Origin of the sequence: Cohnella silvisoli (assembly GCF_021190915.1) — a bacterium.
Taxonomy (GTDB): Bacteria; Bacillota; Bacilli; order Paenibacillales; family Paenibacillaceae; genus Cohnella; species Cohnella silvisoli.
In genome coordinates this window covers 25,502-39,126 of the sequence record NZ_JAIOAP010000001.1, presented here as the reverse complement: position 1 = coordinate 39,126, position 13,625 = coordinate 25,502, and the positions used below count along the sequence as shown (strand labels likewise).

7 protein-coding genes are annotated in these 13,625 nt (G+C 40.1%); all 7 read right to left on the bottom strand.

All coding sequences use genetic code 11. The features are described 5' to 3' along the window. Positions 1 to 161: 161 nt before the first annotated feature. Positions 162 to 1,157 carry a restriction endonuclease gene (locus K7P76_RS00175; RefSeq protein WP_232182049.1) on the bottom strand — a complete coding sequence of 332 codons (996 nt, stop codon included), beginning with the start codon at positions 1,155 to 1,157 and terminating at the stop codon, positions 162 to 164. Positions 1,158 to 1,181: 24 nt separating this feature from the next. Then, positions 1,182 to 2,630 (bottom strand): TIGR02679 domain-containing protein, encoded by a 1,449-nt coding sequence (locus K7P76_RS00170; RefSeq protein ID WP_232182048.1) that lies wholly within the window; start codon positions 2,628 to 2,630, stop codon positions 1,182 to 1,184. Positions 2,631 to 2,655: 25 nt separating this feature from the next. Continuing rightward, positions 2,656 to 6,804 carry a TIGR02680 family protein gene (locus K7P76_RS00165; protein WP_232182047.1) on the bottom strand — a complete coding sequence of 1,383 codons (4,149 nt, stop codon included), beginning with the start codon at positions 6,802 to 6,804 and terminating at the stop codon, positions 2,656 to 2,658. 16 nt (positions 6,805 to 6,820) lie between these two features. Beyond that, positions 6,821 to 8,044, bottom strand: coding sequence for a TIGR02678 family protein (locus K7P76_RS00160; RefSeq protein WP_232182046.1), 1,224 nt, complete (start codon positions 8,042 to 8,044; stop codon positions 6,821 to 6,823). 38 nt (positions 8,045 to 8,082) lie between these two features. Beyond that, on the bottom strand, positions 8,083 to 9,615 hold the full coding sequence (locus K7P76_RS00155) for a TIGR02677 family protein (protein ID WP_232182045.1): 1,533 nt from the start codon (positions 9,613 to 9,615) through the stop codon (positions 8,083 to 8,085). A gap of 83 nt (positions 9,616 to 9,698) precedes the next feature. Then, positions 9,699 to 10,097 (bottom strand): nucleotide-binding protein, encoded by a 399-nt coding sequence (locus tag K7P76_RS00150; RefSeq protein WP_232182044.1) that lies wholly within the window; start codon positions 10,095 to 10,097, stop codon positions 9,699 to 9,701. Between the two features lie 938 nt (positions 10,098 to 11,035). Next, entirely contained in the window at positions 11,036 to 13,621 is a 2,586-nt protein-coding gene (locus K7P76_RS00145; protein ID WP_232182043.1) for a metallophosphoesterase, read from the bottom strand. Positions 13,622 to 13,625: the final 4 nt, after the last annotated feature.

The window sequence follows — 13,625 nt, the reverse complement described above, 5'->3', positions numbered from 1 at the left end:
ACAAGGACTACCCCATACAATTGTAGTAACAGATTCTATTTCCCTCTAGTAACTCCCCATCACCAGTTTTTCATCTGGCAAAAATGGCTTTATCACTCCATTATCCAGTCATGTGCGATGGAGAATAGAAGCAAAACAATCAATTAATAAGCTCTGCACTATTAGTTTGGTATATACACTCTTTTCAACGGTAGAAGCGCCTTCTTCTCTGCTGTCATTTTTTCATACCATTCATTAACCAACTCTACTAAATCAGTCAAATCCACAAGTTTCACACTATGCTGTTGAGCGACTGTTTTTGCCTGCGATGTAAATCCGCCAGTTGACACAAATAGACTGCTTGCTCCGATTGGATTGGCACCTAAGAGTTGCTGAATCTCCGGACCACCAGCAGCTACTTTTCGATGTTTTAATTGAACTTTAATTATCGGCTTTTCAAATCCGAATGCATCACGATGGGCAATAATATCAACGCCACCGTCAGGACCTTTGGGACTAATCCGCACTTGATACCCCATTGCTTCCAATAACCCTCCGAACAAATCCTGCATTTGCCAGGCATCAAGCTTGTCAATCGCATCTTCGAGCAGCGTCAAAGCTTGTTGAATGAAATCGGAGTTATCTGTGACTCCAACTTCTGATTCATTTGGAGTTGTCTGAGCAGCAACTGTGACAGGTTGTTTTCCCTGAAGTAAACTCTCAAATTCGTTACCCCAGTTATCAACTCGAAATACGGTCGAAATTCCCCCAAGAGAATTTTTAGCCCCTTGAGATAAATCGTCCCGAGATATTCGTTTTGTTCCCCACTTTACACCTACAACATTCGGATAATAATCACTTATCATAACAGGATTATATGTGTAAAGCTGCTTTACTTTGCCGATTATGTATTCTCGCGTCTCTTTTGAGTATGTAATCACGTTATCGTCAACTACTAATTCTCTGCTGAACTTCCAGACCTGGCTCCCCCAAGTAATACGGGTTCCAGGCTTTTCCTTGGAATAAACCGCGTGTGCCTTCTCAATTAACTTGTCCCTTGTAGAATAACTCAGTGGATTACCAATTTCACTCCAGCCAATTGAAGCAACTTCTTTAGATATCCAATCAGGAATTAATTCATTATTATCACCAGCTCGTACCATCCACCATCTTGACATTGAAGCCCCCCCATTCTGTTTATATTATTTCATTTTCTCTAATACCTCATTTACTGCCTTAATCCAATCAGCATTTAACTCATGAATAATTGCCTCATGATAGCGTTTAATACCTATCTTCTCCATTTCAATCCCAAGATCATTAGACCACGGCACTTCCATCTGCATTAATAGCTTTTTATCCTCGTCGGAAATAGGAACTCCATCCATTGAATGGCTCCTATACGTCTCGGAATTCATATACCACTCTTGAAAAGCATTTGGAAATTGATTATAAATACCAATTGCTATTTGTAGACCTGCAAGATCAAAATCACCTGAAAAATTAAGCCTACAAGTCGGATTAACATCCAAACATCTACTAATAAACGAAATAGCAGCAGCACTAGGCTGACCACTGGTACATATTATTATAGGAAAATCAGAAGGTACATCTCTAAATGAAACTCCTAATGAATCAAGAATTTCAATTGCTTCGTCAGCCATTGTACCGATAACAGAAGGATTTTCAACCACATATAAGTCTGAATATTCTGGCCATACAGGATAAATTTCAACTTCCCTTAATGTCATAGTCGAAGGTGAGTCGAACTGTGTAAAAGGCTGGGCAAATAACTTTACATCAGAGCTTATATCATCGTCTTTAATGCCTGAATTTCGATATATTTTCCTTCTGTTCATCGATATAGAATCATCAAATGATAATTTCGTATCTGTTGATTGCTTAGGTTCACTCTGCAATTTAGTACTATCTATCTCTGATAAAGCTGACCAAAATAATTTCCCTAATGACCTCTTCCAATCTAACGCATGTGAATCTTTTGTAATGTGAGTAGCTAAAACAGGAAGACGTATCCAAGGGACATTAATACCAATAGACTTTAAGTTAGCTATCATATCATTTTTTAAAAACCATAAAGCATTCATACAGTAACCAAGTTCTTCAGAGGCCTTTTTTTGATCCTGTCGCAGCATGTTTTGCAATATTCTTGAACCACGTGCGCTCCCCTGCTTTAACATACTAAACCAATTACAAATTGGGTGAGAAGTTTCTTCCTGCAGTAAGTCGAATTTATGTTTTCCTTCAAATTCATCTCTAACATTCAGAAATAGTAACGTCCATTGACGTGACTCCATCTCTTTTATATCAGCATTAGTCAGTAGAGGGCGCCCTTTTAACACTTCATACAATTCTGGGATCGTCAATCGATAACCCCGGTAAAGCTCAACAATAAATAGTTTTATTGGAACTTTAATGATGTCCCCAGGACGTATATACTGTTTTGATTTCCGAAGCTGGGGACCAAAAAACTCGAGAAGTCTCTGTGACTCTTCAATTGTTAATTCATCAGTCTCAATGTTTCCACCTACTCGTCCAAGACCTTTATATTTTTGGAATATTTTCCCAATAAAATTGCTAAATCCTGGTTGACTATAGTATTCTTTTGCAGTCATACGCTCCTGGAAACTCATGATCTTTATATTCACCTCATAGCTTCTAGTTATCTTGTCTATCCACAAGTTCTTTTCGACGACCATTCCAACGATAGTGTAAAAATGTTAAGAAACTTACATCCTTTGGTCTAAAAAGCTCATATATGGCCAAGCGAGGAACGGTGTCGTAGCATCCCCATAAAACTTGAGATGTCATCATGTAATCAAACTTCATATCAGTTAATAGATGAAACAAATCACGTATGTTTTCTTCATCCACGCCTGCAAAAGCCTCATCTAAGGAAATAATCTTGGGAGCATCTGATCTAGCATCACTGTATCTTGAATATGTGGCAGCAAACAATGGAATGTACATAGCCATAGCCTTCTCACCACCACTTAATACATTAAATCTTGAATCCGTTAGCTCTCTATAACCATTCTGATCTCCTTTACGATACGAGAGCTCGAATCGGAACCAAGAGCGATAATCTAACAGCTCGTATAAATGCTTTCTTAGTGATTCTCGTTCCTCTTGTGCACCTTGCTTCGCCCAAGCTACACCCAATCGAAAATGATTAATAACTTGCTCTATCTCTTCATCATCCATACGGTGTGCATCTCGTAAAAGTAGATCTACTAATTTTTCCGTGTCAAGCTGTTGTTCATTTTGCTTAGCTTTTGGAATCCAATCAAGCGACAATCTAAGTCCGCTAGATGTATTACGTTGTTCCATTAAATGGTTCATTTGTTTTACCCAATCATTTGCGCGATGTATCCGTTGGCGAATGGCTTTACCTACACTTCGAAGAATGATTTCCTCGTATAGATCACGGTCTTTTTGACTTAGTAATCTACGCTGCTCTTCTTCAAGATTCGCAAGTTCCTCAAGCAACATTTTAGGGGTCTGAGGGTTCATTTGATCGCGTAATGAAATAATAACGATACGTCCTGATTTTTCATTCGGACGATTTTCTAAAGCAAAGTCTGATAATGAATAACGAACTGCATTAAATACCTCAAGTAGTTTGTTGGAAATGACTTCTTTAGGCTGATTTCCATACTGGTTTTTATACTCTTTTGTTATCTCTCTACAAAGTTGAACAATGGCTGCTTCATCGTTATTTGAAAGATAGGCTTCTTTCCATTCTTGTACGAGTCCTACATTCATCTCCTCTTGCCAATTTCCGAATGCAGTATTTAATTGGATCTTTTGCTGATGTAACTGTTCTTGATAAAGACGCAATCGTTCGTTTGCTGCTGATAGACGAGCAATAGCCTTCTCTTTTGCTTCTTGAGCGCCATTTATATCTTTATTTAAAGACTCCTTTTCTGATTTAAGCTGCGAAATTTGCAAATATAACTCCTCAATACCCAACTCATGCATCATCTGTGTTAATCGTTCAACCTGCACTTTTAGCTTATGATGCTTTTCTTCGAGTTCCTTTAATAAGGTCGTATCGTCATCAAGTAGCAATGAAACATCAGACCATTCAGCTTGCATCCTGGACAGAAGTTGATCCGTTTCTGAATACCTCACCCATAATGAGCTTAGCTCAGAAATTCCCCGATCGTATTCAACGCACAGACCAATTGCTTCCGTAAGCTCCTTCTCTCTTTTTAACAAAGACCAATTAGCGGTCAATTCAGTTAACTTCAATTGTAATGTACGCCAAATAGCTGTTTTCTCTTTATGTAATTCTTGCAACTTTTCTTCTTGACGCATTACAGCTTCTAAATGGTACAAGGTTTGAGCCATCTGATCCAAAGACTCCTGTAGGTTTGTATCGCTTGGGAACAATTGAAACTCTTGTCTTAATGACGTGTCTTCATCGTTGAGAGTATCTAAAGTTACATCAATCTGGTTTATTTGTTCCTGATATAGATCCATGTTCATTTCTAATTGAGCTATAGCTAGTTCTTTTGTATGACGTCGAGTCTCTTTCCCAATAAATTCAGCACGCAGCTTGGATGTTGTTTTTCCAGTTACAGGACCAAATTTAAAAGCACCATCTGCATATAACAGTGGAGTGGATTGTTCTTTTCCACTGTACCCAACTCCTTCTTGTTCTTCCCAATAAAAGCTACGCAATGCCGCATTAATATCTTCTGCTGAAAGCCCACAATCATGAGAAGCCAACGGTACTAATACTTCTGCTAGTGTAGTCGCATGTATTTGTGGATTGGGCTCAATCCACACCTCTTCTTCCCCTTGCCCAACTTTACTCATACGTCCACCTGGGAAAATCCAAGCATCAAGCAATCCCGACCGGTCAAGTGTTTCTTCAAGCGTTGCTCTTTTCTCTTCAGCTAATCCAAGGTGAAATTCACATACTTCATACAAGGGAGCTCCTATACCAGAACCCCTAAGATTACGGGACTTTCTTCTTTCTTCGCTTCTACTCGGCTCTGGCTCTTTGCTCAATAACCACTCCTCTCGTTCTCGTAGTAATTTCTCGTATTCTTCATTTAACGTTTTCTTTGTTTGAGTTAACTCCATTTTTTTCTGAAGGTAATATTGATATTTTTCCTCGTAAACCGTAATAACGGGTTGCCTAACACTATTATAATTACGTTCTTGTAATTCAATAAGAGAAAGCGCTTGAAGTGATTTGCGAAGATTTTCCCCATCATAAGGCAAATATTTAAGTGATTGTTGCCATTGCACTAACGAATCACGTAATTTATTTCGTTGCAATTCAACATCTCTATCCTTCTCTTTATACTCCTTTTCAACCTGATTACGCTCTTTATGAATATCACCTAGCTGTAACTCCACCTCATGAGTTATTTGTCGTGCTTCTCTTTCTGCTTGTGACATTGCATGCGCTGACTCCAGCGCTTCCTTATGTTTTCTGAGATCTCTACGCCAAGCATCACGCCAACGATCATCTTCTGGAGCACCCTTTAACCAACTCCGGTGATATATGTCATGTTCTCGGAACTCTACTTCACGAGCAATATTTTCTAAATCCTCTAAAGCCTGATTCTGCTCTTGCAGTAAGACATTCAGCTTACTAGTAGATGACAGTAGGTCCTCATCTAATCTATCCGCTCTTTTCTTATGATTAGAAATTCTTTCAACTGTATTTTGCATATGTTTGCTTACATCCGATAATTGATCTTCATTAAGCTCAAGCTCTTTTTGCTTTTCGATAGCATCACTACGATTTAATAATTCTAGGTCCGTGTCTATTACTCTGATTCTAATGGACTTTTCATTCAATGTGTTTTCGGCTACTAAATACTCATTTTGAACTGCTTCTTTAGTGTTCTCCTCTTTATGAACTTGATTGGTGCACTCATTATACTTATCAAAATGACCTAGTACATCTTCAGAGTGTTGAAGTAGCAAGTAACGGTTATAATTTTCATACACTGTATGAATCTTCTCTGTATCCTTCCGTTGCTGCTCTAATTCTTCCAGACGATCCGCTATTTGATCCATATCCTCCATAACTTCAGATAATGGATTTAACTCTTCTTCTAACAATGGTGGTAGGGCCTGTGTTAAAATTTCATATATCGCTGAAGGTTTAAAATCCTTGGATAGTTTTGGACTTCTCAATTGCAATAATAACTGCAATAAATCTTGATAAGAACTTTGTTCATGAAACCCAAATAATTCTCTATTCACCATGTCCCTATACGCAGTCTGTTCTTGCACCACCTGACCACCTGCACCAATTTGTTCCTCAAGTACCTTACGAGATAAAGGCTTTCTTAGCTCTTGTTCTAACCATACATTTCGATCGTACAACCAGAAATCTTTATTAATGCGCCTGCCATCTTGAAGTATAAAACCCCAGAAACCAACTTGCACTATTCCTTTTCGAGCCTTTAAGCCGATGCCAATTGTCTTGTATAACTTCTTTTTGGGATGAACAAACTCAATCCATAAGTAACCTGTCCGTTCTAGATGACCGTCTTCTGCTTCTCCCAGCAAATAATATTCTATTTTCCTATCTCGTGAGCCGAAAGGATCCAAGCGATGAGCACGCTTATCTCCGTCCAATACTAATGGCAAGAAACTTTGCATGGTCACAGATTTACCTGATCCATTAGATCCCCTTAGAATTAATCGCCCTTCTTCTAACTGAAACTCATCATTTTCGAAATACCAGAAATTTAATATTCCCGCTCGACACATCTGCCATCGATCAATAACTGCCTCTATTGTTGCCTCTTTATCCACTAAACTTTCTTGTACCAATTTCAACCCTCCTCACTTATATCTCAATTTCTTGGCTTATATATTCAGCAATCCATCTTCCAGCAATAGGGTATAACAAGAAATAATTCTTATCCTCCCAAACACCAAATCCCCACTCTGTAAGGTGTTCAAAAACCCAAGCAGCCAATTGGTGAGATTTTGCGTCCCTATGTTCTTTGTTCCAATACTCTTTGTAATGCTCATGTAAACGAATGAGCAAATGTTCCATCTCACTCTTTGATATTCGAAGGGTCCCATTGTTAGCAGAGGATAATTCAGAGTCATAGCGAAATCGTCGAATTTCACCAATCACTAATAATGCAAGATCTGAGATAGAAGACAGTGTAGGGAATAACTCAGACTCTGCTGTAAGCTCAGGATGAAAGAAGATTAATCCTTCTTGATAACGCCTTCCTTCCCATCCAAGCATGTTATTCATTTGCTCCATGATTGAGTGTCTTTGGGTCAGTACATAGTATAAGTCATCATCTTTCCATTGCTTATCATGAACAACAGGTTCAAGTAAAAACCGTCGATATACTCGATGTTTGCGTCGTTTAGAAACTCCTTCATCCGTATCCGGATACAATGTAATTTCCCCTAACTCTTCTATTGTCCGATATGCTGTTAACTCTTGAGGAAATTTCCGAAGAATATACCGCGAATGAGAAGAACATTCGTATAACACATTTTTACTACTATCATGAGCCCAAGCTGATTCCTCTCCGTCAACAGACTGTAATATACCTAGATTTTTAAGTTTTTTTAACGCCCTTGCCATAGACAATCGATGATAATAATCTTTCCAATCTACCAGCATCCCTTGCTCCGTCATATGATCACGAACTTCTTCAACCATATTCGTTAGCAGAAACTGATCGAACTCCGTTTTTCCTTCAAGATACCATAGACTGAATGTGAAAAAAGCATAGTCGAGCGGTTCTTTAAAATCCTGAAATCCCATCCATGGTAATGCCTCAACAGGAGCTTTATCTAGCTTTGCAATTGTCTTTGTAATGATTATCGAAAATCCAGTATATTCTAAAAACCATTCTCTCAGCTGAGGATACTGATCTTTAATCCAATAGTATAATTCAGAATCTCTTTCTTTTATAATCCATGGTCGGTTTAGCAAAGCATGGACACATGTTCGCATCCGTTCCATACGCTGTGCTTTATCAATAATGTTTGATCTACGTCTTCTAGACATATTACTTTTGCCTATTACGATTTTAGCCATAATTTTTTCCCCTTTAAATCACTCTTTTAAGCTCCTCACTACTCCATTTGTTGGGCAGCCGCAGATTCCGCAAAACCTTCATTACCAATCGTAAATGTAAGCTTATAGTTTGGCATTTCCAACTCCCCATCCTCACAATTTAATACGGCAATATCACCAAAGCCAGGTCGATATAAAGTGACCTCAATTCCCTCCGGTGTACGAAACTTAGATGAATTTGAAGAAGTGCAACGGCTAATCCACTGCATAAGACTTAGTCTTATGTTAGAAGATATATATCCTAATTCGGAGATTGTCACACTTCCACGTCTAACCATATCCTGCAATAAGTAAAGCTCTCCACGGTGATATTCTAATATTTGTTTCATTGAAGTCTTTCTTCTTTCAGTATTATCCGGTATAGATTCAATATCTTGTCGATCGTTTTTTTTTCTGCTTCGTGAACGAAGTGGACGAAGCATAGGTTTCTCCAGCCACATAGAAATATCTGCACGGTCCGTTTCCCGTATTTCCTCGCCTTGTAAATGACGAGTTTGGAAAAGACCAAAAGTTAGCGCTGCTAGCCGATGCGCATCATTTAATTCGTTGGTTTTATAAAACCAATTTCCAAGATAATTCAAATCTTTTCTTTTACTAATGCCGGACCGCTTGCGCTCTTGAATTCGAAGAGCACATCGAACAATGCGGACTATTGCATCTTTAGTTGACCGTTCTAGCCGCGATAGCTCACTTGGTGAATCACCATTCTCTATGAACCAACTCTTTAAATTACCCCACCCTCTTAAATACACTTCTATTAGTTCTTCTCTAGTAGGTACGTCTTCTAATCTAGGTTTACGTAACTCATCCTCAATAACAGCATCAAAAAAGAGATCCCGAATATTTTCTGAAATTCGATTTAAATTGCCTTCTATTTTATAGGCTCGTCGTTGCAAAGTTTGTACAAAGTTCTGTAAGTAATCGGTCAAGGATTCTTTATATACCAAAAAAGCATCAGTCACCATAAGTTCCTCTGCTTTAGAAGTGTGAAGACTAGCTATATAATCAACTGAAGTTTGATGAAGACGTTTAAAAGATTCAAATAATTCATTCCACAAGTCAAGAGCTTCCCCAGGCTCAAAATTTATTGAATTAGATCTAATTTCAAACAATTTATTTGCAATTGTATCGAACAATGTTGGTTCTAATGAACCTCCATAACCTCGCACATTCTCCAATTCTTCTAACATACGTTCAATTTCGATCGAATATGGTGTTAAAAGATATTGAAATTTTTTTCGTAAATACTCTTCTACCGTAGCCGACTTCCCACCATCATGTCGTGAGGTTAGATTTTTCCATTCTACTAACTGCTCTAAATCAACTTGTAATTGCTCGAACAAATATTGGTCAAACAACTCCCATTTCATTATACCTTCGTAAATTTCCTCTGGCTTTAACCAATAATTAAGCCTTTGATACTCTTGATAAATAAATCGCATTATTGCCCGGTATCGTATTACATTATCTGCATTAACATACTTCAGCTCTGATACGCCACGCAAAGATTGCAAACTTGGAATTCCTTTCAAGTTAAAGCCTCCTACAAAATCAAATTTCATCACTATGTAAATTCAATTTATGACTTATGTAATAAGATATTTACAACCTTTAACTATTCTAAAATTTCATCTTGCGCCTTGAATTCTTTATTAAGGTCACAATAAATCAGACCATTCAAATCAGTTGCCATTTTGGGAAATCCTCTTCGACAAATAATTGTTCGTTTGGTCCCAAGCTTACCAGCAAAGAAACCGTACTCAATCAACACATTGTCACGTGGCTGTTTAGTTCCGTCCCCACGATACCAAAGTTGATCGTCCTCATTAAAAATTAGAATAGCAGCATCAATTTGACTACCTACCTCAACCAGACTTTCGAACAAATAATTTCCCAGTGGAAAAATACCTGGTTTATTCCAGGGAATTGGCTCATGACCTTCTTCTTCAATTAATCTAGCAATCATCCGTAGATCTTTTAACGATTCCACTGAACTTCCGATAAAGACTTTCATAATCGCAGCGTTCCTCCTGACCTCGTTCCGTTCTGCAAGCTGTGTAAATAGAATACCTGATAAATAAGTAGCTAATCCACAAACTTTTGGAAATTTGTTCCGAGTTATACCTTTAGTGTTGCTTAAATGGAAAATATATGCTATTTTTTAATAGACGTTTAGGAGGGATAAAATGTCTATCGGTAACCATAATTCCGGCCAGTCTGATCTTCATTTAAAGAGCCATGCTGAGTTACTCATCTGGGCAATTAAAGTTCAGAATCTTCTCCTTCAAAAAACCCCTAGAGACGAAAGAATGTGCCCAAAATGCCTATCTATCAATGTAAAAGGACACGGGAACTACAAAGATCAAAAACGATTCTGGTGTAAAGACTGTAGATCTTCGTACAACAACTATTCACATACTATTACCTATAGAAGCAGATTTCCTGAAAAGTGGATTCTACTGATTGAAAGCTTGGTTCTCGGATCGTCTGTAAAAAGCACAATATCAAAGCTCGGAGTATCTACAAAAACATACTATCAATGGAGACATAAAATACTTGTCATCCTACCGGAGCTCAACATTCACCTAGTGAAGGGTACATCGACACCCCAAAAAACACCCTAACCTCTTATCCCCCCCTGTATTTTGCCTATGTTTTAGTATTCAAATCTCTAATTTATTGTCAATTCAGACCAATACACAATTGATATTATTTTAATGACTTTCAATCCAAAAAACGTATCGATCGAAATTGATAGCACCAATAAAGTTGTATTAAATTGCTAATTAATGGGTACAGAAGTCGAACAAACTGAAACTCTCCAATGATATCCACTATCTGATTTGAATTGAGCTTTTCCCATATACTTTTCCTAAAAAAAATACCGCATGAAATGTGGAGCTCCCCCCTCATCTCATGCGGCATTCAACAGAAATCATAAACGACTTTCATCTACAACCTCGGATCAATCTCTTTCTCCTTTGCTACCTCGAATAGCAGGTTAGCAACGATTTCCTTATACTCATTGTTATCAGGCGTGATCTCATTCAACTTGACCGAGAGCATCTGAGTCCCCAGACGATGTTCATTTGCAGAAGTCCGAAGCTTAGAGTTAATATTCTTCTGCTTCATGAGCTTGTTATACTTATGCGGGAACTTATAATCGTAACCGTAGATGATAGACAGGTAGCTTTCATTGCGGACCTTCATATAAGGAACGACTTTGTTCTCAGCCATTTCAGGTTTAATGACGACACCCTCCATATGGTTCTCGATCGTCAACTTCGAGAAGAAGCGTTCTGCCCTTTCATAGCTGTCTGGTTCCGAGAGATCAAGCACCAGGAAATCATCATCTGACAGGAATCGATACATGTCGGAGATTCTCCCATCCAACAATCGTTCTTCCCTGTTCTCGTATACCTCTTTCATCAGCGCAAAAGGCTTATATTCCAGTTCTGCATCCCCGGCATACAATTCCATCTGCCGCTTATAGATGTGGTACGCCTTCGTGTGCTCGGCCAGCGGCACATACATCTCTTGAATATCTCGAACGTATTTGTAATTCTGATACACGCTCGCGCCATACTTGTCGCTTAACATGGCCTTTGCCATGTGGTACTGTTCCTTCTCGAACCCGCTTGACTGATAAGCTTCCGACAGCTTACCGAAGGCTTCTTCAAAACCATTCTGACGCAGGAATTCAAGCTCGGTCTCCAGCGCCTTCTCGATCGGATTGAACTGCCTCTGGATCAACCCATCCCCCATCGCTTTCCAAGGTAACAGCTCTCCATCGAGAATCAGCATAGCGATCTGGTTATCCGCCATATACGCCCCGAACTTCCGAAGCATCTGCTCGTAAATGGGCGTTAAATCAACGGCATTAACCTTGTAACCGTTGCGGCTAACCGCAAAGCATTGGCCGATGTCCCGATGAAGATAGACGTTGCATCTGGAGCCCATGTATTTAGGTTGCAGCACCACCTCAGTCACGCCGCGTTCCACGAAATAATCGAGTCCTCGCTTCAGCGACTCCAACTCCCCAGCAGCCTCATCTTTATCGGCCGGCGACATCGTTCCGGAGATAAAATTAATTTTGTTCCGCGAACAGTATTGCAGCCTGCGAACCGCTTCATCGTCGAGCTCCTGCAGCGACACCTTCCTCTCTTCCCGGAACAATGTCGGCAGCTCTTCCTGGATAACCGTTTGCTGAGACTTGTAGCTTCTGAAGAACGGCTTAAATGATATTTGGACAGCAGTCAATACATTGCCGTGTGCGCTCCCCGTATCGAGATGGACTTTATTTTTGAGACGAAACGCATTCTTCGCGGCCACATGCCCGAACACGTGATAGGGATGATTGCCCACCGCTTCTACCTTCAGAAAATCAAGCTGCTCTTCAAGCGGTGCATCGCGATCTATCCTGAAATTGCGTTGATGGCGGAGAGAGTTCGTATCCAGCTTACCGATGTACTTATTACGGCAAGGTGCATGGGTCACATAGAAGGACGGCCCGCTAGCACCATTGAACCGATAAAACGGCTTCGATACCGACACCAGATGAGCAAACTTCTCCAGCAGTGCCGCATCATCGGAAAGCACTTGTGCTGAATCAAAATACGTTTGCAGCAGTTCGGGATCGGTACCTTTGATCTCGCCCTTCATATAGTTGTCGACGAAGTTCTCATGATTTCCCGCGACAAGCAGGAAGTGCTCCTGATTTTCATGCAGGAACGCGATGATCGCACCGGTCTGTTTGCCTTTGTCTATCCAGTCGCCGACAAGGATCGCCTTCGTATCCCGTACTTTGTCGGTCGCAATCAGCTTTCCCTCTTCGATTCGGTAGCCGTAGCTCATCAGCAAGCCTTGAAGCTCCTGAACGCATTCATGAACATCGCCGACGATAATATACTTCTGATCCTGCGGCAGGAACATCGACAAGTATTCCTCCCAATCCTGGACCACTACTTTGTAATCCGGATTCGGCTGCCCCTCCGCAGCGAAATAGAAATCTTTGGCGCGTACCTTATGAATCTTCGCATAACCCTCACGGGACAACGTCGGCAGGACATCCTTCCGCAGCCGGTTGATATGGTTCGTAATCAGCTTCTTGGAGCGTTCCGACGCATAGTAATCCTCCCGCTTACGGTAATCGAACAGGATGACCTCCAGATTGTAATTGTTTTCCTGAGCAACCTCGCGAACCTTAGTCCGGAAGTCCTCTGTCAAACCAATCGTGTCCACCACAACGAATTCCGCATTAATTGGAAAAGAAGTCACCATCTTCAGCTTCTCGAACAGCAGATGAAAGGCGTGTGAGCTCGCTTCCAGCATCACCTGATTGTATTTGTCGTAGTCAAAACCAAGCACCTCTTGGCGAATGCTATCGGACGAAAGATACTGCACATTCGTCTTAACGTTCCGGTCCTGATCCTCCAATCTCAACTGAGGGATCAGTACTTCCTTGGCAAAGGTCGTCTTGCCGCATTCCGTCGAACCGACCATCATGAAGATGGTATGGACTCTTGTTTGTATTTCCATGCGC